Genomic DNA, 23806 nt, shown 5'->3' with positions numbered 1-23806 from the left:
TGGCTTCGCGTTGCAGGAGATTCCAGGGCAGGATCGAACTACCGATCACCAAAGCTTGCGGATGCATTTCCCCCTCTCCCCTGGCGGGAGAGGGCCGGGGTGAGGGGGGGAGACTTCAACGCCGGAGTACGACGCTTTCCCCCTCACCCTAACCCTCTCCCGCCAGGGGAGAGGGGATAAACAACAGTGGCCCGCAAGCTGTCGCCATCGACATTGAGCAGTCGCAGCATCAAGAATCTGTCTGCTTACCTTTAAGACGCGAAGGCACAGCACTCTGTCCAGGGCAGGTCTTCGGACTCAGGGGCGTGAACCTTTCGGTTCGGCCTTGCGGGCGACTTCCCGGCGTGTGCCAGTGTCGTGATGCCCGCTCGTTCCCCAATACCGCTGCGCGTCAGTTCCGGATTCTCACCGGATTCCCGTTACCAGGCTGATCATGGATTAATCACTATATCTGGTAGTGCGCCAAGGACAACAACACTATATACAGAGAAACCTTCCCTAACAACCGGGATATTTCAGAAGGCGGAAGTGATCACGCCGGGGGGCTCTCTGCCGCTATCCCGATAAAGGCGCGGGTATGCTGGTCGTGGAGGTCGGCGGTTCTGACGCCCAGGTTGATGTGCTTGTGGATACCCTGCTCCCCGAGTCGCACCGGGACAATGGGCAGGGTCTCGGCGTATTCCTCCACCAGCCACAGGGGCAGCGTGGCGACTCCACGCCCGGCAGCGACCATCTGCAGCATCATTTCGGTGGCTTCCAGTACCTTGTGCTTCCGGGGCAGGCAGTTGGCGGGCAGCAGAAACTGCTGGAAGATGTCCAGGCGCTCGACAGCTACCGGGTAGGTATACAGAGTCTGGGCTGCTACCTGGTCCGGGGTGACCCGGTCCAGACCGGCCAGGGGACTGTCGCGGCTGACCACCAGCACCTGCTCGTAGGGAAACACCGGTTCGAAGTGGATGCCTTCCCGGCGGATGGGGTCCGGGGTCACCAGCAGGTCGATGTCGTGGTTGAACAGCGCCGCCATACCACCGAACTGGAACTTCTGGGTCACGTCCACATCCACCCCCGGCCAGCGGGACAGGAAGGGGTCCACCACCTTCAGCAGCCACTGATAGCAGGGGTGACATTCCATGCCGATGTTGAGGGCACCGCGCTCACCCCGGGCGAACTGCAGCAGGCGTTCATCCACCCGTTCCAACTGGGGCAACAGGCGGTTCGCCTCCTGCAGCAGGTATTCCCCGGCCTGGGTCAGCTTCAGGCCCCGGCCTTCCTTCAGCCATAACGGCGTGCCCAGCAACTGTTCCAGCCGGGTGATCTTGTGGCTGAGGGCGGACTGGGTCAGGTTCAGGGCACTGGCGGCGGCCGTCAGGGATCCCTGGCGTTCGATTTCCCGCAGGATCTTGAGGTGGCTTCGTTCGATCATGGCTTCTCATGAATTAATGTCATGGTTTGTTGACATTTAACCATTTTTCGTCATGAATTGCAGTCGCTATGCTCCCGGTCACTTATTGATCCACAGGGAGCAACACCATGGCACTGACACACAACCTCGGGTTTCCCCGCATCGGTACCCGCCGGGAACTGAAGTTCGCACTGGAAGACTACTGGAAGCAGAACACCAACACCGACGAACTGCTAGCCACCGCAAAATCCCTGCGGGAGCAGAACTGGCAGACCCAGGTAGACCTGGACCTGGCGCCGGTGGGGGACTTTTCCCTTTACGACCATGTACTGGACATGAGCTTCACCCTGGGCCATCTGCCGGAGCGGGTACAGGGGCTGAAAGGCAGCGAGCTGGACCACTACTTCCGCGTGGCCCGCGGCCGTTCCCCGGCGGATTGCGGCTGTTCCGGCGTGGCGGCCGGAGAGATGACCAAGTGGTTCGATACCAACTATCACTACATCGTCCCGGAAGTGTCCGAAGACACGGTCTTCTCCCTCAACAGTCAGCGCCTGGTGGACCAGATTGCCGAAGCCCGCAGCGCTGGCGTCACCCCCAAGCCGGTGATCATCGGCCCGGTCACCTACCTGTGGTTGTGCAAGGCCCGGGACGGGTACCAGCGGCTGGAACTGCTGGAGCACCTGCTGCCAGTGTATGGTCAGCTGCTGGATCAACTGGCGGACCTGGGCGTGGACTGGGTACAGGTGGACGAACCCATCCTGGTCACCGAGCTGGACGCCGACTGGAAACTGGCCTTCGAGACCGCCTACCACCAACTGAAATCCAGCCGCGCAAAACTGCTGCTGACCACCTACTTTGGCACCCTGGGGGAAAACCTTCAGCAGGCCTGCAAGCTGCCGGTGGCCGGGCTGCATGTGGATGCCGTTCGCGGCTGCCAGGAAGTAAACGCTGTGGTCGACTGGCTGCCGCCCCATAAGGTGCTGTCCCTGGGGGTGATCAATGGCCGCAACATCTGGAAGACGGATCTGGGTGCATTGCTGGAATGGCTGACGCCGATCCATGACAAGCTGGGGGATCGCCTGTGGTTAGCGCCCTCCTGCTCTCTGCTGCATGTTCCGGTGGACCTGGAGCCGGAGACAGAGCTGGATCCGGAAGTCCGCAGCTGGCTGGCCTTCGCCACCCAGAAGCTGGACGAACTCCGGGTGCTCAGGATTGCCCTCAACGAAGGGACCGACGCAGTGGCCGCTCCGTTGGCGGACAACGCCCGGGCCATTGCCAGACGCCGGAACTCCACCCGGGTCCATAACCCCACCGTGAAGCAGCAGGTTCAGGGCATCACCCCGGAACTGGGCGAGCGTCAGAGTCCCTACCCCGTTCGGGCGGAACAACAGGCAGTCGCCCTGAAGCTGCCCCGCTACCCGACCACCACCATCGGCTCTTTTCCCCAGACGACAGGCATCCGCAAGACCCGGTTGGCCTGGCGCAAACAGGAGATCAGCCGCGAGCTTTATGTCACTACCATGAAGGCGGAAATCGAGCGGGCCGTACGTGAACAGGAAAAACTCGGGCTGGACGTACTGGTCCATGGCGAGGCGGAGCGCAATGACATGGTGGAATACTTCGGCGAACAGCTGGAAGGCTATCTGTTCACCCGCTTTGGCTGGGTACAGTCCTACGGCTCCCGGTGCGTGAAGCCACCGATTCTGTACGGCGACATCCAGCGCCCCGGGCCCATGACCGTGGAATGGATCGCCTACGCCCGCTCCCTCACCGACAAGCCGCTGAAGGGCATGCTGACCGGGCCAGTGACCATTCTCAACTGGTCCTTCGTGCGGGACGACCAGCCCAGGCGCGATACAGCGTTCCAGCTGGCCCTGGCCATCCGCCAGGAGGTGCTGGACCTGGAGGCCGCCGGCGTCAACATCATCCAGATCGACGAAGCCGCCCTGCGGGAAGGTCTGCCCCTGCGACGTTCGCAATGGCAGGAGTATCTGGACTGGGCCGTGGACGCCTTCCGCATTACGGCCAATGGCGTCAGCGATACCACCCAGATCCATACCCATATGTGCTATTCGGAGTTCAACGACATCATCAAGGACATCGCCCGCATGGACGCCGACGTGATCACCATCGAAACCTCCCGCTCCGCCATGGAACTGCTGGATGTGTTCGAGGAATTCCACTACCCCAACGAAATCGGCCCCGGCGTCTACGACATCCACTCGCCGAACATTCCATCCCGGGAGCAGATCGTCACCCTGATGAGCAAGGCGGCGGAACGGGTGCCGGCGGAACGCCTGTGGATAAACCCGGACTGCGGCCTGAAGACCCGCCAGTGGGAAGAGGTGATTCCGGCGCTGGAGAATATGGTGGCAGCCGCGCGGGAGCTGCGGGAGGCCGCCGGCTGACCGGCAGCTTTCGAAACGTCACATCGTGAGGCAGCGTCGGCCTACACGAGGAAAAACTGGGCAGCCAGCCCAATAATAAGGGTGGCTGCAAACGCTGTTATCACCACAACTCCGAGCCATGGGTCCGGTGCAGCGGGTGCCATATTTCCGGCCCTGTACATCGGCACGATAATGCGCAGATACACCGCCAGCGAGAGTACGGTGTTCACGATCGCCACGACTGCCAGCCAGGTAAACTGCGCATCTATGGCGGCTGCAAAGAGCAGGAACTTGCCGACGAAGCCGGCCAGTGGTGGTATGCCGACCAGCGACAGCAGGAAGATCACCATGGCAATTCCCATGAGCGGCCGCGCGCGCCCCAGCCCACTGAAATCGTTCAGGGTACGACCGGTTGCGGCGGCAACGGCGAACGCACCCAGGTTCATGGCCGCATAGGCAGCAGCGAACAGGATGATTGATGTCAAGGCAAGCTCACTGGCGCCCACCGCCACGATGCCCAGAAGGAAATAGCCGGATTGGGCAATCGACGAATAGGCCAGCAGCCGGATAACGTTATCCTGCACCAGCGCAGCGAGATAGCCATAGGTCATGCTCAGCACGGCCAGGCCCGCGATAACGACCGTCCAGCCGGTTTCCGGGGGCAGGTCGCGAACCACCTGCGTCAGCGCGAACAGCGCCCCGACCTTGGGCACGACGGACAGGTAGGCCGCAATGGACAAGGGTGCGCCCTCGTAGGCGTCGGGTGCCCAGAAATGAAACGGAACCAGCGACGCCTTGTAGCCCAGACCCACGACGACAGCCACGAACCCGAGAATGACAGCCAACGGCATCTTGTCCATCGCTGGCAGATCGGCGATCAGCGTGGAACCGGCGGCGCCGAACCAGTAGCTCAGGCCGAAGATCATGATTGCCGTGGTGACCGAAGCGAACACAAAGAATTTCATGGCGGCTTCGGTCGCCGGGTCGGTGTCCGGATAGGCGACCAGGGCGAAGGTCGCCAGACCGGTCAGCAATGTACCCAGCACCAGGAACATGGTATCCCCGGCCCCCGCCAGCACCAGGGCGCCGACGGTGGCAAAGCACAGCAGGCTGTAGACCGTGCCCTCACGTGCGCTTCCCCCAACATCCACCCGCGCCAACAGCATCGTAAGCACGGTGGCAGGCAGCAGTATGAGCTTGGCCCAGATGCTCAGTGTGTCGATCCGGAAGCTGCCGCCGAACACCGTTGTGTCTGTGCCCACCAGGCGCAGGGTCAACCCCGTGGCCACGAACAGACCGATGACGGCAACGACCAGCGCAATTCGGGGCCGACGCAGCATCTCCGCAATCAGCGCACCGACAGCCGTCAACAGGACGGCAATTTCCGGAATGATTAATGCGAGATCACGACCCATTACAGCACCAGTGCCGATGTGGTCCGGTGAATGACGTCAAGAACCCAGGACGGGGCAACGCCTGTGGCGACGGTGAGCAGCAGCAATGGCACCACGACAAGCAGCTCCCGCATACCCAGATCCGGCATGGCGTGCCAGCGCTTCAGGGGCTCACCCATAAAGGTTTCACGGAGCGCCTTGAGAAAGGTTCCGGCGATAATGGCAATACCCAGAACCACAACAACAGCGATAGGCGTGGTACCCAGGGTGGCGAGAAATATCTGGAACTCAGCCGGGAAGTGCGCCAGGCCCGGGAGACCCAGAGAGGCGAAAGCAGCCAGCACGAAGAACCAGCCAAGCAGCGGAACTGTTTTGAGTAAGCCGCCAAACTCGCCCATTTCGCGGGTATCGGCGCGCTCCTGGATCATGCCCACCAGAAAGAACAGGGCGCCGGTGACCAGACCGTGACTGAACATCTGCAGCACCGCGCCATCCAGAGCGGTGGCGCGTATCGCCGGGTCCAGAGTCAACGCTGCCACGGCAACACCGACAATCACATAGCCCATGTGGTTGACTGACGTATAGGCAACCAGGCGTTTGAGATCCGTCTGTGCCAGGGCCGCGAAGGCGCCGTAAATCGCGCTGACCACACCGAAGACCAGAACCACAATGCCGGCTTCGCGGAACGCCTCGGGGGTCATTTGCAGGGCGAAGCGCACCAGACCGTAAGTGCCGAACTTCAGCATGATGCCGGCCAGAATGACACTGCCGACGGTCGGCGCCTGAACGTGGGCAGCGGGCAACCAGGTATGCAACGGCACCGCGGGAATCTTGACCGCAAAGGTAATCAGCATGGCGATCAGCGCCCACATGGCCGCCGCCCCCTCCAGTGGCGGATTGGCAATCCAGGCCCGCATATCGAAGGTAGGCTCAGGGCTGCCCAGGTAAAGCCCCAGAATAGCGAGCAACAATGGCAGGCTGCCCAGCAGGGTGTAGATAAAGAACATCAGCGCTGCACGTTGGCGGTCCTCGTGCCCCCACCCGGCGATCATGAAATACATCGACACCAGGGAGACTTCGAAGAAGACATAGAAAAGGATCCCATCGAGGGCGCTAAAGGTACCGATGGCCGTGGTCTCCAGAAGCAGGACCAGGGCCACGTAGGCTCGCGGACGATCGCGAAGCGACGAAGCGTAGATCAGGGCCACCAGGAAAAGCACGGCACTCAGCAGCACCAGCGGCAGGCTGATGCCATCAACCCCGACTCGATAGGCCGCGCCGATGGCCGGGATCCATTCCAGCTCTTCGACCTGGGAAAAGCCCTCACCACTCACACCCTGCAGCCACATGGCCAGAGCGCCGACCAGGGTCAGGGCGGCACTGGCTATCGCTATACCGTGCACCGTGCGCGCCGTCGGCTTCGGCAAACACAGAATCAGCACGGCGCCGGCGAGTGGCAGGAACAGGGTAAGAGAGACAAGTGGTAGCATGAGTACGGGTTTCCTCTAGAAACTCAATGAAGCCATAAACAGGATGACAAGTGTCACGGCGGCGGCTACGGCGCTGATGGCCAGGCTGTGGTGGATCAGGCCGCTTTGCAGGGTTCGCGCTCGCGCGCCCAGGGCGCGCACACCGGCCACCAGGGCGAATATCAGGCCGTCGATTCGGCGCTCATCCCCCACCCGCACCCAATCAGCCACGGCCAGACTGGCACGGCCAGAAACAAGCACGGCCATATACAGACCCTGTTCCAGGCGTTCGCCCCCACGGGCAACGATGAGAGCCGCCCGGCCAACGCGAAGCGCAGCGGTATAAAGATGACCATCCAAACGTTCACACCCCCGGGCAACGGCCATTGCGGGCCGACCTATCCAGACCGTCAGCCCTCCCGCAACCACCAGCCCCGATTCCGCCCATGGGTGGACAGGGCCAAGCAGGCGCTGGACCGGTACCAGCCAGCCCAGCGCCAGGCCACCCGCCGCGGCGATCAGTCCGAACAGCATGGCGCCAGTGCCTTCGGCTTCCGCGGCCGGCAGATCAAGCATTGCCTCGATGGGACCAAAGGCCAGACCCAGGACAGCGGCCGGGATCACCAGACCCCAAATGCCGATGCGCATCCAGGCACTACCGTCTACCGGCCGGGTCTCGCCCGAGCCTTGCCATAGCAGGCGCAAAGCCCGGGCCATATAGGCGCCGGTCAGCAATGTGCCCGCCAGTGCCAGCGGGCCAAGCCACGCAATGCCTGGCGAGGACAGGGCGGCGGCAATTACCGCATCCTTGGAGAAGAATCCGCTCAGCGGCGGGATGCCCGCCAGCGCCAGCGCCGCCAGTGCAAATCCGGCAAAGGCCCAGGGCCTGGCCCGGCCAACGCCCTCGAGCTGATCAAAAGCGGTACCGTCGCGGGCATGCTGGAAGTCGCCGGCAGCCAGAAACAGAGTGCTCTTGATGGCGGCATGGGCGATCAGGTGCAAAAACGCAGCCATCGGGAACCCGGCGCCGACCGCAATCAGCATCAGGCCATATTGGCTGGCCGTGGAAGCCGCGAGCAGGCGTTTGAGATCACACTCGGCAAGAGCAATGATCCCCGCAGCAACCGTGGTAATGCCACCGACAAGCCCGACGGCGAAAAGCACCTCGGGCGTCAGCAGCGGGGTCGACCGGATCAGCAGGATCGCGCCCGCCGCCACCAGCGTGGCCGAGTGCAGCAATGCCGAGACCGGTGTCGGGCCCGCCATGGCGCGCATGAGCCAGTCCTGCAGGGGAACCTGCGCTGACTTGCCCATGGCGGCCAGCAGCAACAGAAGCCCGGCGGCAGTTGATGCGCTACTGCCAGCGTCGAGGGAGGCGGCAATCTCACTGGTGCCTGACGACCCGATAAGCATGAATACCGCAACGTAAAGCCCGAGATCGGCGCTGCGGGTGTAGAGGAAGGCACGGCTGGCAGCGTTCACTGCTTCGGGCCGCTGAAACCAGAAGCCGATCAACAGGTAACTGCACAGGCCGATCAGCTCCCAGGCCGCCAGCAGCAGAACCCAGTCACCAGCCAGCACCAGCGCCTGCATGGCGGCCAGGAACAGAGACATCACGGCATAAAAGCGCGCCTGACCGGACTCTCGCTTCATATAGCCGACGGCATATATCAGCACGAAGGTTCCGACCGTCGCCACCGCCACGCTCAGCATTGCCGTCAGCGACCCGGCGACCAGTCGCAGCAGCATGTCCGGCAGACCGGGCAGAAGCAGGGTTTCGTTCTGGCCACCAGCGACCCGGGCCAGGAGCCAGAGGCTTCCCGCCAGGCTGAGCGTTGCGCCAACCAGGGCCAGCGCAGCTCCACCCCGGCGCATTATCAACACGACCAGAGCGGCGATCAGCGGCGGTAATATCGGCAGGACCACTCCACTCATCCTTTCAGGTCCTCCGCCTCTTCCATCTCTACCGAGCCCTTTGCCCGGAACCGTGCGATGGCAACGCCGAAGCCGACCGCCATTTCCAGCGCCATCACGGTCATCACCACCAGCACAAACATCTGGCCGGAATAGGCTTCAGGATGCAGAAAACGCCAGAAAGCGACCAGGTTCACCATTGCGCCCGCCAGCATCAGCTCCACGCCCATCATGATCATTACCAGGTTGGTCTGGGACAGCGCACCATAGATGCCGATACCGAACAGGATGGCACCGGTCAGAAGCGCCACGATCAGAACTGCGGTCATTCCGATGCCTCCTTGTCGTCTTTACTCGCCAGGTTCTGCACCGGGATTGCCACCGCCGTGGCCGCGATCATCGCGGTCAGGATAGTGATGCCGGCGGTTTCGAAGATCATCATCGAGCGCCCGAGCAGCTCCATGCCCAGCGCCCGTGTCTGTGCTTCCGCGTCCGCTACCTGCTCCGCCACGGGGCCCCAGTCGGACAGCAGTGCAACGGCAATGGCAACAGCGGCAGCACTCACTCCGGCACCAATGGAAAAGCGCTTCTGGTGGCTCATGTCCATGCCGCCGAGACCACCGGGATCCATCATGAACATCACCATGAAGATGGCCATAATGCTCATCTCCGTGGCCATCATCATGATCTGCAGCACACCCAGAAACTCGGTCTGCATCGCCAGAAACATGCAGCCAACGGCCGTCTGCGAAAACAACAGCGCCAGCGCGGAGCGAACCATGGACGATGTGCGGAACACCACCACGCCAAAGCCGATGGCGGCCAGCCCGAAAACGGCAACGAAAAACGCCTGTGCGTACATTATGGAACCACCAGTATCAGTACACCGACAATAATGATATTCAGCAGTGCCAGGGGAATCCCCAGAGTCCAGCACCACCTCATCAGATCCGCCTCACGAATGCGCGGCAGATAACGACCGGCCAGGAGCATCAATACGGCTACGGCTAGGGTTTTGATAAGGCTCCAGGCCCAGGGCGGCAGCAGCGGCCCGTGCCAGCCGCCGAGGTAAAACACCGTCGCCGCGGAAGCCAGCGTGACCACAAGCATCAGGCGCGCCAGGCGCAGAACCGCCAGGCGCACGCCGGTGTATTCGGCGTCCACACCTCCGGCAAGTTCCCCCTCCGCAGTGGGCAGATCGAACGGCGAGCGGAAGGCAAGCGCCATGGCGGCGATGATAAACAGCACGAAACCCAGCGGCTGGTAGACGATGTTCCACAAGCTGGTCTGGGAGCCAACGATCGCGGTGTTCACCAGGGACTCAGCGCGCATGGCCACAGCCGTGATCGGCATGACAATCAGCATGGAATAGGCGATAAGCTGACCGAGAAAACGCCAGCCCCCGATCATCGCGTAGGCGCCATCCGGCCCCCAGCCCGCCATGATCAGCGCGACCAGCACGTAGGCCAGGGCGGCGTTGACGAACAGTGCACCGGTGCCCAGATCCGCGATGATCAGGTCCGGCGCCAGCGGGAGCACCGCCGCGCCAAGCACTGCGACTACCAGAAGCAGCACCGGCGCCGCCTCGAAAAAGACCCGGTCGGGCGAGCGCGGCACAATGGATTCACGACCGAGGTACGCCAGGCCACTGAGCATTGGCGCGCCCGGACGCAGGCGACCGGTTGTCACCCAGCCCTCGATCACGGCAAGCAGCCAGGCGCCGCCAAGCAACGCGAGCAAAACGATAGCGACGGTCACGAGATCACCTCCCAGGGCGAAAGGTCCAGTGAGCCGACCGCCAACAGCGCATCGCCCAGCTCCTGGCCCTCGGCGAGCTTCGCGACCAGGTCGATATGGTGACGACAGGCGGTGTCCAGCTGGTAGGACTTCACCTTCCCACGCTCCAGTTTCAGACTTAGCCTGGCCTCGCCGCGCGGAGTGTCAACGGTCGCCTCACCGGTTCCTGATACATCGCCAATGTCGCGCAGAACCGGCAGCTCCGGTTCCCCACCCGACTTGATAAGGTCGAGGCTGGCCGATATCTCGGTCAGGCGCTGCCACAATCGTGCCCAGGCATCTCCGCCTTCCTTGACAGCACGCGCTACGGGGCCGCGTAGATCAGAAGATTCCGATGGCAGTACGCCGATACCCTTCAGTCGTGATTTAAGCAAAGGCGTTCGCTCGAGACGGGTACCCAATGTGCGAAATGCTGGCTCCAGAGCAGCAATTCTGTCCCGATTGGCATCTCTGATTTCCAGTTGCAGGGTCGAAGCCCGTTGCGCCAACCATGCGAAGCCGAGCTGACGACCCAGCTGAGCCAACCAGCCAAGATGACTGCCGATGCGCTCGCGCTCAAGGGCAACCTCCCGCGCCCGGGAAATTTCCGGATCGTCCTCCAGTCCAGCCGCCTGCTCGATTGCCCGGCATGCCAACAGGCGGTAGCTCACGGGCGCCAGCGGCATTGCCGTCGACAGATGCTCGATGAAGGTATCGGCATCCATCGCTTCATCTTCTTTGCCTTCCGTGGTCATGCCCACCAGGGATGTCGCCTGCCCTTCGGTCACGCCGTCACCATCAAGCGTCAGCGTCAATTTCAGACCACCTGGCAGACCGGAGAAAACCGGCCCGAACGGCACCTCAAGCCAGTCCATCTGCAGGCCATCGGCGCTGCGCGGCAGGTCTTTGGTCACTTCGATCATGGACATGAATCCCGAGCCACCGTGATCGTGTTCACCATGATCATGCCCACTGTGATCGTGTCCACCGTGATCATGGCCGGACTGCTCATGCTCTGAGTGGTCGTCAGATTCATCGTGCTGATGTTCGTGATCATGGTGATGTTCATGATCGTGGCCGTGCCCGGAAGCCCCTTCTCCGGTGTCCTCATCTTCCCCGTCGTCGCGGGCTACCAGATCCATGCCGCACTTTGGGCAACTGCCGGGCTCGTGCTGGATTATTTCCGGGTGCATGGGGCAGGTATATTCGGTCCCGGCTTTTTCGTGAGCATGGCCCTGTTGCTGCTCATCACCATGGTCCTGATCGTGCCCATCGTCCTGGTGATGCTCATGATCGTGCTCCTGCTCATGGTCCTGTTGGTGATCATGGTGGCTGTGATGCTCGTGATCATGGCCATGCTCGTGCTCGTGGTGTTCATGACCATAGTGGTGGGCTTCAGGTTCAGATTCGGATTCGGATTCGGATTCGGATTCGGATTCGGATTCATGATCATGGTGATGTTCATGATCGTGCTCGTGCTCGTGCTCGTGCTCGTGCTCGGAGGCTGAGTCCCCGGCCTCGTGGGCCACCAGATCCATGCCACACTTGGGGCAGCTGCCCGGCTCGTCTTCGACAACTTCCGGATGCATGGGACAGACATACTCGATCCTGGTATGGAGCACAGAGGCGTCGAAATCCTCGGTTGAGTCTGTAAAGGCGCCCTCCGCCAGTGCATGCTTCAGCCGGTCAGCCGCATCAATAAGCTCCGCTTGCGAAAGACCTGCGCAAATATCGGCATCGGGTAAGGATGACGGTGTCTGTCCGCCCAGCATAAGGATGGCTCGCGGCCGGGGCATCTGCGCATAGAGTACCGCCACGGCATCGCTCATTTTCTCTGACAACTCCCCGACAATCAGGAGTACGCCGGCATCGCGAGGCGTAGCGGTGATGCGCATTCCCGCCGCCGTTACATCCAGGCCATGGGCGAGGGCCACTTCCGGTCCCGGAACAACCAGGCAGCTCAGGTTGCGCGCCAACGCCCGGGAGACCAGCTTCTGAAGCAATGAGGGCCGCTTCTGGCGGGCGCCTGTAATGGTCAGTGTTGGATCAGGTGTCATTGGCGCCTCAGGGCCCCCTGACTCCATCCATACAACAGGCCGAGAAAGAGAATGGCAAGAAACACGCCCATATCAAGCAGAGCAACCAACCCTACTTCCTTGTACACGACCGCCCACGGGTACATGAAAGCCATCTCCATATCAAAGGCCAGAAACAGCAACGCGTATCCGTAGTAACGGGCGTGATAGCGCCCCCATACCGGGTCCCGCGACAGTACCCCGGAGCTCGCCGGCACATCCTTGCCTGGCTCCTTTTGTGTCAGGCCCAGGCTTCGGGCAAGGCAATAAAGGCTCAGAACCACACCCACGGTGCCAAGCGCTATCCCCAGCAATAGAACGTAATGTTGCGTAGCGCTCATGGTCCCCCACCCTCCAGGTTTACTTTTTACGCATCCGTAAAATACTGATCCGCTATCCAGCGCGATCGATGGCAAATCCATCGACAGGTGCCTGGCAAAGATAAGTTGCGGAAATCAAAGTGTAGTCGCAGGTAAAACGGCTGGGCAAGAAACTGTTGGATGAGCTCACTGACGACAGGGAGTGAAACAAAGTGGGGGCGCAAAGCTGGTTACGGTGCTGAAGCAGTTAATTAAGGCGACGTGGCCGGAGCTGATTGCCTGGAGAATGCCTGGATTTTTCAATTTTCTAGACACGTGACCTGTCATATGCAAAGAAAAACGCCGTTTCCTTTGCATATCGATCCAGACAGGAACGTATCAGTTTTGCTTCAGAACGTTCGTTGGAAGACTTACTCCACCGTCACACTTTTCGCCAGATTCCGCGGCTGGTCCACATCCGTGCCCTTGAGCACCGCCACATGGTACGCCAGCAGCTGCAGCGGCACGGTAAATACAATGGGTGCGGTGATGGGGTGTACCGACGGGATCTGCATGACGTGGATGCCGTCCTCGGCAGTTACGCCGGCGTCGCGGTCAGCGAAAACGAATAGCTCGCCGCCGCGGGCGCGGACCTCTTCCAGGTTGGACTTGAGTTTTTCCACCAGGTCGTTGTTGGGGGCCACGGTGACCACCGGCATTTCGCTGTCCACCAGGGCCAGGGGACCGTGTTTTAATTCGCCTGCCGGGTAGGCTTCGGCATGGATGTAGGAAATTTCCTTGAGCTTGAGGGCGCCTTCCAGGGCCACCGGGAACTGGGAGCCGCGGCCCAGGAACAGGCTGTGGTGCTTGTCCACAAAGGCTTCGCTGAGCTCGGCGATGTCGCCATCGAGGGCCAGCACGTCCGCTACCTGGCCAGGCACCTTACGCAGGGCCTGGACAATTTCCGCTTCCTTTTCTTCCGGCAGGCCGTTGTGGCGGGCCAGGGCCAGGGTGAACAGGAGCAGGGCGGTAAGCTGGGTGGTGAAAGCCTTGGTGGAAGCGACACCGATTTCCGGACCGGCCTGGGTCATCACCACCAGGTCGGATTCCCGTACCAGCGAGCTGCCCGCCACGTTGCAGATGGCCAGGGCGGCACGGAAACCGGCCTTTTTGGCCTGGCGCAGGGCGGCCAGGGTGTCGGCGGTCTCGCCGGACTGGGAGATACACAGGAACAGGGTATCCGGCTGGATCACGTGCTTGCGGTAGCGAAATTCCGACGCCACTTCCACGGAACAGGGCACACCGGCGAGCTCCTCGATCCAGTATCGGGCCACCATGCCGGCGTGGTAGCTGGTGCCACAGGCGATGATCTGCACGTGGCGAACATCCTCCAGCAGCTTGCCGGCTTCGGTACCCAAGGCCTGTTCCAGCACACGGCTGTCGGTGATGCGGCCTTCCATGGTGGCCTTGATGACCGCTGGCTGCTCGTAGATTTCCTTGAGCATGTAATGGCGGTATTCGCCCTTGTCGGCAGCGTCGTGGCCATGTTCAAAGCGGGTGACTTCCCGCTCCACCGTCTGGCCTTCCCGGTCGATGATGTCGACTCGGTCCTGGCGGATATCGGCAATGTCGCCTTCCTCCAGGAACATGAAGCGGTCGGTAACCGGGAGCAGGGCCAGCTGATCCGAGGCGGCGAAATTCTCGCCGATACCCACACCGACCACCAGCGGGCTGCCTTCCCGGCAGGCCACCAGGTGGTCGGGCTCATCGGCATGGAGCACGGCCAGGGCAAAGGCACCACGCACCTGACTGATAGCGGCGCGAACGGCGCTGAACAGGCCTTCTCCCTTGCGGTAGTGCTTTTCGATCAGGTGGGCGACGACTTCGGTGTCGGTCTGGGAGGTAAACTCGTAGCCCTCTGCCCGCAGTGCGTCACGCAACTCCTGATAGTTCTCGATAATGCCATTGTGGACCACGGCCAGGCGTTCCCCGGACATGTGGGGGTGGGCATTGACCTGGGAAGGCTCACCATGGGTTGCCCAGCGTGTATGAGCGATACCGACGTTACCCGGCGCCGGTTGCGCGGCCACTGCATCAGCCAGGGCTGCAACCTTGCCCAGCTCACGGGCCCGGTTGAGCTGGCCACGGCTGTCCAGGATGGCCAGGCCAGCGGAATCATAGCCCCGGTACTCCAGGCGCCTCAGGCCTTCCATCAGTATGCCTTCCACATCCCTCTGGGAAACTGCTCCAACAATGCCACACATATTGCTTCCGTCCTGTTGCCCGTGGGTCAGTCTTTCTTTTCCGGCCGTTTCCAGCCCTTGATATTGCGCTGGCGGCTGCGAGCAACCGCCAGGTCCTTTTTATCAACATGGGCGGTAATGGTAGAGCCCGCACCAATCACGGCGTCATTATCCACGGTCACCGGTGCCACGAGAGCGGTATTGGAGCCCACGAAGACATTGTCACCCAACACCGTCTGAAATTTATTCACCCCATCATAGTTACAGGTAATGGTACCCGCACCTACATTCACATTACGACCCAAGGTGGCATCGCCCACGTAACTCAGGTGGTTGATCTTGCTGCCTTCGCCCACGTCGGCTTTCTTGGTTTCCACGAAATTGCCCACCTTGGCGGAGCGGGCAAGACGAGTGCCCGGGCGCAGACGGGCAAAGGGGCCGACCTGACACCGCTCCGCGACCACCGCCCCGTCGATTATCGAGTTGGCCTCTACGGTAACATCATCCGCAAGATCAGCATCGCGGATCACGCAATTGGGTCCGATAGACACATGGTTGCCGAGCGTCACGTTGCCCTCGAACACCACGTTCACGTCGATCAGCACGTCCTGACCGATGGTCAGGTTGCCCCTGACATCCACCCGGGCCGGATCCGCCAGGGTTGCCCCCTCGGTCATCAGGCGCTGCGCTTCGCATTGCTGGTACCAGCGCTCCAGTTCGGCCAGTTGCACACGGTTGTTCACGCCCTGGACTTCTTCTTCATGGCTCGGCTGGGCGACTTCGATGCTCAGCCCCTCGTCCGACGCCATGGCGATGATGTCGGTCAGGTAGTATTCACCCTGGGCATTGCTGTTGGACAGTTCCGGCAACCACCGCTTGAGGTGATCGGAGGAGACCGCGAGTATGCCGGTGTTTACTTCCCGGATCGCCTTCTGCGAATCGGTCGCATCCTTCTGCTCGACAATGGCGGTCACCTGGCCATGTTCATTGCGGAGGATCCGGCCATAGCCATCCGGGTTGTCGAGGTCCACGGTCAGCAGACCAAGGCTCTGGTCGTTGACCCGCGACACCAGTGCCACCAGGGTTTCCGGGTTGATCAGGGGCACGTCGCCATACAGCACAAGCACCACTACACCGTCCGGAACCGCGGGTAACGCCTGGGCCACCGCGTGTCCGGTACCTAACTGCTGTTCCTGCAGAGCCCAGGCAACGTCATCCGCCGGGGTAACCGCCCTTACCTGATCCGCACCGTGCCCGATGACACCGTGAATTCCGTCTGCGCCAAGACGGCGGGCGGTATCCATAACATGGTGCAGCATGGACTTTCCGGCCACCTTGTGGAGTACCTTCGGTAGCGAGGATTTCATGCGGGAGCCCTGACCGGCGGCCAGGATGATGACGTGGAGGGGGGCTGTCATGGCCGGTTCCTGATTCCTCGGGTAGATATGGAATCCCCTTATCGGAGACTTTTTTCAACAAAAAAGCCGCAACCCTCATGATAACGCTTGCCAGACCTGGAATCTGATAGCGCCACCAGTCGGGATGCGGCTTCGGTGAGCACACATTCCACAGAAACTGCTTAACGCACCTTGTTGCGCAGTTTCTGCAGGGTGCGGAGCTGTGCCACGGCTTCTGCCAGTTCGGCAGCGGCCCTGGAGTACTCGAACTCACCGGTCTTGTTTACCAGTGCCTTCTCGGCCTCCCGCTGGGCTTCCAGCGCTGCGGCTTCATCCACGTCCTTGGCCCGGACAGCGGTGTCGGCCAGCAGGGTGACGATGGAGGGCTGAACCTCCAGGTAGCCACCAGAGACATAGAGGATCTCTTCTTCGCCGCCCTGCTTCAGAATCCGGACCGGGCCGGGCTTCAGAGCAGTCAGCAGCGGGGCGTGACCAGGCTTGATGCCCAGTTCGCCCTCGGAACCGGTGGCAATCAACATTTCCACCAGACCGGAGTAGATTTTTTCCTCGGCACTTACGACGTCACAATGTACGGTCATAGCCATCTCAGTTGCCTCTCAGGTCGGTCAGCGAAGGGAAGGTGACTTATTTGTCACCCTTGGATTTCAGTTCCTTCGCTTTTTCGACCGCTTCTTCAATGGTACCGCACATATAGAAGGCCTGCTCCGGCAGGTCATCATAGTCGCCATTGAGAATGCCCTTGAAGCTGCTAATGGTTTCCTTCAGGGAAACATACTTACCGGGAGAACCGGTGAATACCTCGGCAACGTGGAACGGCTGGGACAGGAAACGCTCGATCTTACGGGCACGGGCAACGGTCAGCTTGTCGTCTTCTGACAGTTCGTCCATACCCAGGATGGCGATGATGTCCTTCAGTTCCTTGTAGCGCTGCAGGTTGGTCTGTACCCCACGGGCCACTTCGTAGTGCTCTTCACCGATGACCAGCGGATCCAGCTGGCGGGAGGTGGAGTCCAGCGGATCGATCGCCGGGTAGATACCCTTGGAAGCGATGTCACGGCTCAGTACCACGGTCGCGTCCAGGTGAGAGAAGGTGGTCGCGGGTGACGGATCCGTCAAATCGTCCGCCGGTACGTAGACCGCCTGGATGGAGGTGATCGAACCGTCCTTGGTGGACGTGATCCGTTCCTGCAGTTCACCCATCTCCTGGGCCAGGGTCGGCTGGTAGCCTACCGCGGAGGGCATCCGGCCCAGCAGTGCCGATACCTCGGTACCCGCCAGGGTATAACGGTAGATGTTGTCGATGAACAACAGTACGTCACGGCCTTCGTCACGGAACTTCTCGGCAATGGTCAGACCGGTCAGGGCCACACGCAGACGGTTGCCAGGGGGCTCGTTCATCTGGCCGTATACCATGGCAACTTTCTCAAGGACGTTGGAGTCCTTCATTTCGTAGTAGAAGTCGTTACCTTCCCGGGTACGCTCACCAACACCGGCGAATACGGAAAGACCGGCGTGCTCTTTCGCGATGTTGTTGATCAGTTCCATCATGTTAACGGTCTTGCCCACGCCGGCGCCGCCGAACAGGCCGACCTTGCCACCCTTGGCGAACGGGCAGATCAGGTCGATAACCTTGATGCCGGTTTCCAGCAGGTCTGCGGACGCTGCCTGGTCGGCATAGCCCGGTGCCTTGCGGTGGATGCCCCAGCGCTCTTCCTCACCGATCTCGCCCTGCTCATCGATGGGACGACCCAGTACGTCCATGATGCGACCCAGAGTCTGGGTGCCCACGGGAACGGAAATCGCCTTGCCGGTATTTTCTGCTTTCAGGCCCCGCTTGAGGCCCTCGGTGCTGCCCATGGCGATAGTACGAACAATGCCGTCACCCAGCTGCTGCTGGACTTCCAGAGTTGTTTCGCCACCTTCAAGCAGCAGTGCGTCATAAACGTTGGGTACGGATTCACGCGGAAATTCCACGTCGATAACCGCGCCAATGATCTGAACGATGTGTCCGCTACTCATGCTCGGTTCCTCGTTATCTCAATAGTCTTCAAAACCAGTTGGATCATGATCTGCATCAGACCGAAGCCGCGCCGCTCACAATCTCCGAAATTTCCTGGGTGATGGCTGCCTGACGGGCCTTGTTGTAGGCCAGCTGCAGGTCATCGATGATGTCGCCTGCGTTGTCAGTCGCACTCTTCATGGCAATCATCCGGGCCGCTTGCTCGCAGGCCAGGTTTTCCACCACGCCCTGGTATACCTGGGATTCGATATAGCGTGGCAGGAGTCCATCCAGGATGGTTGCCGCAGCCGGCTCGTAGAGATAATCCCACTGATTTCTGATCTCTTCGTCTTCGCTGGGCGGCAGGGGCAGCAGCTGTTCCACAGACGGCTGTTGGGTCATGGTGTTCACAAACTCGTTGTGCACCACGTACAGCCGGTCGATGCGACCTTCCTCGAACGCGTCCAGCATCACCTTGACGTTACCGATGAGCTTTTCCGCGCTGGGGTTGTCGCCCAGGTGGGTCAGTGCCGCGACAACATTGCCGCCATAGTTGCGGAAAAACGAGGCGCCTTTCTGACCGATTGCACAGAGGTCGGCTTCGACACCCTTGTTTTTCCAGTCACGCATGTCACGGACCAGCTTCCTGAACAGGTTGCTGTTCAAACCACCACACAGTCCACGGTCAGAGGAAATCACGATGTAACCAACCCGGTTTACCTCACGCTCCACCATGAAGCTGTGACGGTAATCCTGGTTGGCCAGCGCGATGTGCCCAATAACCTGACGCATCTTCTCGGCATACGGGCGCGTCGCCTGCATGCGTTCCTGAGCCTTGCGCATCTTGCTCGCCGCCACCATTTCCATGGCGGAGGTGATCTTCTGCGTGCTCTTGATGCTTCCGATCTGGTTACGTATTTCTTTTCCGACGGCCATAAGTCACTGCCTTTTCAAGTTAGACACTCATAGGAACCAGCTGGCCCGCTACGGAGCGGGCCAGAGGATTTACCAGCTTTGAGTGGTCTTGAATTTCTCCAGAGCAGCTTTCAGGCCGGCCATGACATCATCGTCGTACTTGCCTTCAGCGCCGATCTTGTCGAGCACTTCCTTCTGCTCGGAGCGCATCCAGTCCAGAAGCTGCGCCTCGAACTTGACGACCTTCTCGACATCGACGTCATCCAGGAAGCCTTCGTTAGCTGCGAACAGTACGGTGCCCATTTCCGCAACGGTCATCGGGCTGTACTGGTTCTGCTTCATCAGCTCGGTAACGCGCTGACCATGCTCCAGCTGCTTGCGGGTTGCTTCGTCAAGATCGGAAGCAAACTGGGCAAACGCTGCCAGTTCCCGGTACTGGGCCAGTGCCAGACGGATGTTACCGCCGAGCTTCTTCATGATCTTGGTCTGGGCGGAACCACCGACCCGGGATACCGAAACACCGGCGTTCATCGCCGGACGGATACCGGAGTTGAACAGGTTGGTTTCCAGGAAGATCTGACCGTCGGTGATGGAGATCACGTTGGTCGGTACGAACGCGGAAACGTCGCCGGCCTGGGTTTCGATGATCGGCAGCGCGGTCAGCGAGCCGGTTTTGCCTTTCACTTCACCATTGGTCAGTTTCTCGACCTCATCGGCGTTGATCCGGGACGCCCGCTCCAGCAAACGGGAGTGCAGGTAGAAAACGTCACCCGGATAGGCTTCACGACCTGGCGGACGACGCAGCAGCAGGGAGATCTGGCGATAGGCCACCGCCTGCTTGGACAGATCGTCATAAATGATCAGAGCGTCTTCGCCACGGTCCCGGAAATACTCACCCATGGACGTACCGGAGTAGGGGGCCAGGAACTGCATGGACGCCGGATCGGCGGCACCGGCGGCAACCACGATGGTGTGGTCCATGGCGCCGTGCTCTTCCAGCTTGCGTACCACGGCAGCGATGGAGGACTGCTTCTGGCCGACGGCCACGTAGATACACTTGATGCCGGTGTTCTTCTGGTTGATGATCGCGTCGATGGCGACAGCGGTCTTACCGATCTGACGGTCACCGATGATCAGCTCCCGCTGGCCACGGCCGATCGGCACCATGGTGTCGATGGCCTTGAGACCGGTCTGGACCGGCTCGTCAACCGACTGGCGGGCGATAACGCCCGGTGCGACTTTCTCGACCGGGGAGGTCAGGGAAGTACCCAGATCACCCTTGCCGTCGACCGCGTTACCCAGACCGTCAACCACACGACCCATCAGTTCCGGTCCTACCGGTACTTCCAGGATGCGGCCGGTACAACGAACCTTCTGGCCTTCCGCCAGCTCTTCGTAGTCACCCAGCACAACCGCACCAACAGAATCACGCTCCAGGTTCAGAGCCATCCCGAAGGTGCCGTTGGCAAATTCGATCATCTCACCGTACATGACGTCGGCAAGACCATGGATCAGCACGATACCGTCGGAAACCGACAGGATCGTACCTTCGTTTTTTGCTTCCGAAGAGATATCGAGCTTTTCGATTCTCTTCTTGATGATGTCACTGATCTCGGATGGATTCAGTTGCTGCATGCCTTTGTCCTCAAACCTTGTGCTGAAATCAGGCGCCCAGTGTGTCGGCGAGTTTACTCAGCTTTCCGCGTACAGAGGCGTCGATCACCATGTCGCCGGTGCGTACAACCACACCGCCAATCAGGGCCTTGTCCGCCTGGGTGGAAAGCGTTACCTGCCGGTCAAGTTTCTTCGACAGGGCCTCGGCCAGCTTCTGCTGCTGTTCTTCCGTCAGCTCGAAGGCTGCGGTGACGTCAATCTCGACAGTGCGTTCCAGATCCGAGCGGAACTTGCGGAACAGTTCGGAGATCTCCGGAAGCATTGCCAGACGGCCTCTTTCAGCGAGAATGGCGAAGAAGTTGCGGACCGTTTCGGAAACCTCGGTGCCGGCAAACTCCAGAATAATGTCTGCCTTGGTGGACCGGTCGACACCGGGATGCGTGAGAAGCTTTTTCACGTCGCTGTTAGCCGCAACCCGACCTGCCATGGTCAGCACTTCAGACCACTGGTCCAGGGAGTCCTGGCCCTTGGCGGTCTCGAAGGCTGCCCGGGCGTAGGGGCGTGCCAGCGTTGTCATTACTGCCATGATGAACCTCGCTTAGAGTTCGGCAGCGAGCTTGTCCAGCATCTCGCTGTGTGCGTTGGCATCGACAGATTTTTCCAGGATCTTCTCGGCGCCGGCGACGGCCAGAGCAGCCACTTCGGCCCGCAGGTCATCACGCGCCTTGACGCGCTCCTGCTCGATTTCGGCATGAGCCTGGTCGATCAGCTTCTTGCCCTCTTGCCGGGCCTCGCCCTTGGAGTCTTCCACAATCTGGCTTGCCCGCTTGTTGGCCTGTTCGATCAGGGCAGCGGCTTCTTCTTTCGCTGTACGCATTTCCTGGGCGGCCTTTTCCTGTGCCAGCTCAAGATCCAGGGAAGCGCGGTCTGCAGCGGAAAGACCATCCGCTATTTTCTTCTGGCGTGCGCTCATGGCCTCGGTAATCGGAGGCCACACGTACTTGACGCAGAACCAGACGAAAATAGCGAAGGCAATCGTTTGCCCTATCAACGTAAGGTTTATATTCACGGCGATATACCTCTAGCTATTCGTTGCGTCCTGGTGTCCGTAAAACCGGGCGCTTTTTTCAGGAGCGCCCGCCCTTGGCAGTCGGATTAACCAGCAACAACGAAGATCAGGTACATCGCAATACCAACACCGATCATGGGAACGGCGTCCAGCAGACCCGCCATGATGAAGGTTTTGGTTTGCAGCTGGTTAGCCATTTCCGGCTGACGTGCAGTGGACTCAAGCAGCTTACCGCCAAGCAGACCAAAGCCGATGCCGGCACCCAGGGCGCCCAGACCGATGATCAGTGCAGCTGCCATAATTACCATTTCCATGAATGACTCCTCAGTTTTTCAGATGGTTAAGGGTTGTTGAATGTCGTTATCAGTGATCTTCGTGTGCCGCGCTGAGGTAAACCACAGCCAGCGTTGTAAAGATAAAGGCCTGCAGGACTATCACCAGAATGTGGAAGATCGCCCAGGGTACGCCCAGCGTCCACTGAATCCACAGTGGTAACAGAGCAATAAGGATGAACACAACCTCGCCGGCATACATGTTGCCAAACAGCCGCAGTGCCAGGCTGACGGGCTTGATGATCAGCGCCAGGATCTCCAGCACCAGGTTGAACGGTATCAGCGACCAGTGATTGAAAGGCGTGAACGACAGCTCCTTGAGGAAGCCGCCCGGCCCCTTGACCTTGAAGCTGTAGAACAGAATCAGCAGGAACACACCGATGGAGATACCGAAGGTACCATTGGGATCGGTGGTGGGAACAATCTTGAAGTACTCGAGCCCCATGGCATGGGCAACGGTGGGAATGTAGTCAACCGGAATCAGCTTCAGGGTGTTCATCAGCAGGATCCAGACGAACATGGTCAGCGCCAGCGGCGCGATGATCGGGTTCTTGCCGTGGAACACGTCGCGGACAATGCCCTGTACGAATTCAACGGTCATTTCCACCATGTTCTGCAGGCCGCCCGGCTGCCCGGTGGTGGCGTGCTTGGCCGCAAAACGGAACAGACCAAGGAAGAGCACACCCATGGCAATGGACCAGCCCATGGTATCCACATGAACGGCCATGAAGCCCATGTCGGCGGCTTCCTGAGCGGTTCGGGCCATGGTCCAGGTGGTTTCTTCCACCACGGAACCGTCCGCCCGCTCATAGCCTTCCGGCAACTTGCCGTAGGTCAGGTTGGTCAGGTGGTGTCTTATATACTCTACTGGGGTATCAGCTGCCATACTGCATCTCGTCCAGTCATCGCTGTGGTCTGGGTCGTATGAACCAGCGCAGGGCTGCACCCATCACAACCATCACAGCAAAAGTGAATAACAGAGCCGGTACGTATATCGGCTCCATCAAGTTGAAAACGGCCGCAAAAAACACTGCGGTAAGGGCGAGTTTCACGGATTCCGCCCTGAACAGATTGCCTATCATGCGGGACATGTTTCGTGCCCCTTCCACCTTGTAGACCTGGTAGGCAAACCAGGTGTTTGGCACCAGAAAAATAAGACCGCCCACCAGGGCGGAATAACCGGCCAAACGGCTGTGCATGGCCCATAACAGGGCCATTACCACGATGGCTGTACATTCAATGACCAGCCAGCGGAGCAGCGGCACCCGGTTGATACGATGTCCGGACCTTGCCATGCCTAAAAACCTGCCGCTATTCCAAGCGCGGGAATTATATGTGTTAACCGAAAGCTGTTCAACTCGGCCGGAGCGAAATTGCGGCGGTTTTTTGGTCACTTCAGGCACCAATGCGGCACCAGGTACACAGGTAGTGCCTCGTTTTGGATCACATCACGACATGTGGTAGATCCGGTGAATTCCTGTCGCAATGGGGAATTTTTCC

Annotated in this window: 21 protein-coding genes and 1 riboswitch; of the genes, 1 reads left to right on the top strand and 20 read right to left on the bottom strand. The window is 60.3% G+C overall.

Annotated elements, in window-relative coordinates; translation table 11 throughout:
* Positions 1–265 precede the first annotated feature (265 nt).
* Positions 266–482, bottom strand: a riboswitch (cobalamin riboswitch).
* 50 nt (positions 483–532) lie between these two features.
* Complete coding sequence (locus tag IE079_RS02945) at positions 533–1423, bottom strand: LysR family transcriptional regulator (RefSeq protein ID WP_189572519.1); 891 nt, start codon at positions 1421–1423, stop codon at positions 533–535.
* Positions 1424–1530: 107 nt separating this feature from the next.
* On the opposite strand from IE079_RS02945, the gene metE reads away from it, so the two are divergent.
* Positions 1531–3810, top strand: coding sequence for a 5-methyltetrahydropteroyltriglutamate--homocysteine S-methyltransferase (gene metE / locus IE079_RS02940; RefSeq protein ID WP_189572517.1), 2280 nt, complete (start codon positions 1531–1533; stop codon positions 3808–3810).
* A gap of 41 nt (positions 3811–3851) precedes the next feature.
* Here the strand turns inward: metE and IE079_RS02935 are convergent, their stop codons facing one another.
* The 19 genes from IE079_RS02935 to IE079_RS02845 form a co-directional block, all read right to left on the bottom strand.
* Positions 3852–5204: an NADH-quinone oxidoreductase subunit N gene (locus tag IE079_RS02935; protein WP_189572514.1), complete on the bottom strand. Its 1353-nt coding sequence runs from the start codon at positions 5202–5204 to the stop codon at positions 3852–3854.
* On the bottom strand, positions 5204–6673 hold the full coding sequence (locus IE079_RS02930) for a complex I subunit 4 family protein (RefSeq protein WP_189572511.1): 1470 nt from the start codon (positions 6671–6673) through the stop codon (positions 5204–5206). The genes IE079_RS02935 and IE079_RS02930 overlap by 1 nt, the downstream gene beginning before the upstream one ends.
* Before the next feature lie 15 nt (positions 6674–6688).
* Positions 6689–8587: an NADH-quinone oxidoreductase subunit 5 family protein gene (locus IE079_RS02925; protein WP_189572508.1), complete on the bottom strand. Its 1899-nt coding sequence runs from the start codon at positions 8585–8587 to the stop codon at positions 6689–6691.
* Complete coding sequence (gene nuoK, locus IE079_RS02920; RefSeq protein ID WP_189572505.1) at positions 8584–8895, bottom strand: NADH-quinone oxidoreductase subunit NuoK; 312 nt, start codon at positions 8893–8895, stop codon at positions 8584–8586. Before nuoK ends, IE079_RS02925 begins: the two co-directional genes overlap by 4 nt.
* On the bottom strand, positions 8892–9428 hold the full coding sequence (locus tag IE079_RS02915; RefSeq protein WP_189572501.1) for an NADH-quinone oxidoreductase subunit J family protein: 537 nt from the start codon (positions 9426–9428) through the stop codon (positions 8892–8894). Before IE079_RS02915 ends, nuoK begins: the two co-directional genes overlap by 4 nt.
* Positions 9428–10324 (bottom strand): complex I subunit 1/NuoH family protein, encoded by an 897-nt coding sequence (locus IE079_RS02910; RefSeq protein WP_189572498.1) that lies wholly within the window; start codon positions 10322–10324, stop codon positions 9428–9430. Before IE079_RS02910 ends, IE079_RS02915 begins: the two co-directional genes overlap by 1 nt.
* On the bottom strand, positions 10321–12399 hold the full coding sequence (locus IE079_RS18930) for a heavy metal-binding domain-containing protein (RefSeq protein ID WP_265013622.1): 2079 nt from the start codon (positions 12397–12399) through the stop codon (positions 10321–10323). The genes IE079_RS02910 and IE079_RS18930 overlap by 4 nt, the downstream gene beginning before the upstream one ends.
* Complete coding sequence (locus IE079_RS02900; protein ID WP_189572496.1) at positions 12396–12758, bottom strand: NADH-quinone oxidoreductase subunit A; 363 nt, start codon at positions 12756–12758, stop codon at positions 12396–12398. Before IE079_RS02900 ends, IE079_RS18930 begins: the two co-directional genes overlap by 4 nt.
* Positions 12759–13147: 389 nt before the next feature.
* Positions 13148–14980, bottom strand: coding sequence for a glutamine--fructose-6-phosphate transaminase (isomerizing) (gene glmS / locus IE079_RS02895; protein WP_189572493.1), 1833 nt, complete (start codon positions 14978–14980; stop codon positions 13148–13150).
* A gap of 26 nt (positions 14981–15006) precedes the next feature.
* A complete protein-coding gene (glmU, locus tag IE079_RS02890; protein ID WP_189572489.1) occupies positions 15007–16377 on the bottom strand; it encodes a bifunctional UDP-N-acetylglucosamine diphosphorylase/glucosamine-1-phosphate N-acetyltransferase GlmU in 1371 nt (456 codons plus the stop codon).
* A 161-nt stretch (positions 16378–16538) separates the two neighbouring features.
* Complete coding sequence (locus tag IE079_RS02885; RefSeq protein ID WP_189572486.1) at positions 16539–16961, bottom strand: F0F1 ATP synthase subunit epsilon; 423 nt, start codon at positions 16959–16961, stop codon at positions 16539–16541.
* Positions 16962–17001: 40 nt separating this feature from the next.
* Entirely contained in the window at positions 17002–18396 is a 1395-nt protein-coding gene (gene atpD / locus IE079_RS02880) for a F0F1 ATP synthase subunit beta (RefSeq protein ID WP_189572483.1), read from the bottom strand.
* Between the two features lie 55 nt (positions 18397–18451).
* Positions 18452–19312: a F0F1 ATP synthase subunit gamma gene (gene atpG / locus IE079_RS02875; protein ID WP_189572480.1), complete on the bottom strand. Its 861-nt coding sequence runs from the start codon at positions 19310–19312 to the stop codon at positions 18452–18454.
* A gap of 69 nt (positions 19313–19381) precedes the next feature.
* On the bottom strand, positions 19382–20926 hold the full coding sequence (gene atpA, locus IE079_RS02870; RefSeq protein WP_189572477.1) for a F0F1 ATP synthase subunit alpha: 1545 nt from the start codon (positions 20924–20926) through the stop codon (positions 19382–19384).
* 28 nt (positions 20927–20954) lie between these two features.
* Positions 20955–21491 carry a F0F1 ATP synthase subunit delta gene (locus IE079_RS02865; RefSeq protein ID WP_189572474.1) on the bottom strand — a complete coding sequence of 179 codons (537 nt, stop codon included), beginning with the start codon at positions 21489–21491 and terminating at the stop codon, positions 20955–20957.
* Between the two features lie 12 nt (positions 21492–21503).
* Positions 21504–21974, bottom strand: coding sequence for a F0F1 ATP synthase subunit B (locus IE079_RS02860; RefSeq protein WP_189572470.1), 471 nt, complete (start codon positions 21972–21974; stop codon positions 21504–21506).
* Positions 21975–22060: 86 nt separating this feature from the next.
* Positions 22061–22288 (bottom strand): F0F1 ATP synthase subunit C, encoded by a 228-nt coding sequence (gene atpE / locus IE079_RS02855; protein ID WP_189572467.1) that lies wholly within the window; start codon positions 22286–22288, stop codon positions 22061–22063.
* 49 nt (positions 22289–22337) lie between these two features.
* Positions 22338–23192 (bottom strand): F0F1 ATP synthase subunit A, encoded by an 855-nt coding sequence (gene atpB, locus IE079_RS02850; protein ID WP_189572464.1) that lies wholly within the window; start codon positions 23190–23192, stop codon positions 22338–22340.
* Positions 23193–23208: 16 nt separating this feature from the next.
* Complete coding sequence (locus IE079_RS02845; protein ID WP_227712269.1) at positions 23209–23709, bottom strand: ATP synthase subunit I; 501 nt, start codon at positions 23707–23709, stop codon at positions 23209–23211.
* Between the last annotated feature and the right edge of the window lie 97 nt (positions 23710–23806).

The organism is Marinobacter zhanjiangensis, assembly GCF_014651935.1.
GTDB classification, from domain to species: Bacteria; Pseudomonadota; Gammaproteobacteria; order Pseudomonadales; family Oleiphilaceae; genus Marinobacter; species Marinobacter zhanjiangensis.
The sequence above is the reverse complement of the archived record's forward strand: the minus strand, read 5'-3'. Positions and strand labels throughout refer to the sequence as shown.

Coding starts and splice junctions, on each gene's coding strand:
- IE079_RS02925 (WP_189572508.1), bottom strand. CDS start 8,587: ATGAGTGGAGTGGTCCTGCCGATATTACCGCCGCTGATCGCCGCTCTG.
- atpG (WP_189572480.1), bottom strand. CDS start 19,312: ATGGCCGTCGGAAAAGAAATACGTAACCAGATCGGAAGCATCAAGAGC.
- atpD (WP_189572483.1), bottom strand. CDS start 18,396: ATGAGTAGCGGACACATCGTTCAGATCATTGGCGCGGTTATCGACGTG.
- IE079_RS02915 (WP_189572501.1), bottom strand. CDS start 9,428: ATGTACGCACAGGCGTTTTTCGTTGCCGTTTTCGGGCTGGCCGCCATC.
- atpB (WP_189572464.1), bottom strand. CDS start 23,192: ATGGCAGCTGATACCCCAGTAGAGTATATAAGACACCACCTGACCAAC.
- atpE (WP_189572467.1), bottom strand. CDS start 22,288: ATGGAAATGGTAATTATGGCAGCTGCACTGATCATCGGTCTGGGCGCC.
- IE079_RS02900 (WP_189572496.1), bottom strand. CDS start 12,758: ATGAGCGCTACGCAACATTACGTTCTATTGCTGGGGATAGCGCTTGGC.
- glmS (WP_189572493.1), bottom strand. CDS start 14,980: ATGTGTGGCATTGTTGGAGCAGTTTCCCAGAGGGATGTGGAAGGCATA.
- nuoK (WP_189572505.1), bottom strand. CDS start 8,895: ATGACCGCAGTTCTGATCGTGGCGCTTCTGACCGGTGCCATCCTGTTC.
- IE079_RS02885 (WP_189572486.1), bottom strand. CDS start 16,961: ATGGCTATGACCGTACATTGTGACGTCGTAAGTGCCGAGGAAAAAATC.
- IE079_RS02865 (WP_189572474.1), bottom strand. CDS start 21,491: ATGGCAGTAATGACAACGCTGGCACGCCCCTACGCCCGGGCAGCCTTC.
- IE079_RS02945 (WP_189572519.1), bottom strand. CDS start 1,423: ATGATCGAACGAAGCCACCTCAAGATCCTGCGGGAAATCGAACGCCAG.
- atpA (WP_189572477.1), bottom strand. CDS start 20,926: ATGCAGCAACTGAATCCATCCGAGATCAGTGACATCATCAAGAAGAGA.
- IE079_RS02935 (WP_189572514.1), bottom strand. CDS start 5,204: ATGGGTCGTGATCTCGCATTAATCATTCCGGAAATTGCCGTCCTGTTG.
- IE079_RS02930 (WP_189572511.1), bottom strand. CDS start 6,673: ATGCTACCACTTGTCTCTCTTACCCTGTTCCTGCCACTCGCCGGCGCC.
- metE (WP_189572517.1), top strand. CDS start 1,531: ATGGCACTGACACACAACCTCGGGTTTCCCCGCATCGGTACCCGCCGG.
- IE079_RS18930 (WP_265013622.1), bottom strand. CDS start 12,399: ATGACACCTGATCCAACACTGACCATTACAGGCGCCCGCCAGAAGCGG.
- glmU (WP_189572489.1), bottom strand. CDS start 16,377: ATGACAGCCCCCCTCCACGTCATCATCCTGGCCGCCGGTCAGGGCTCC.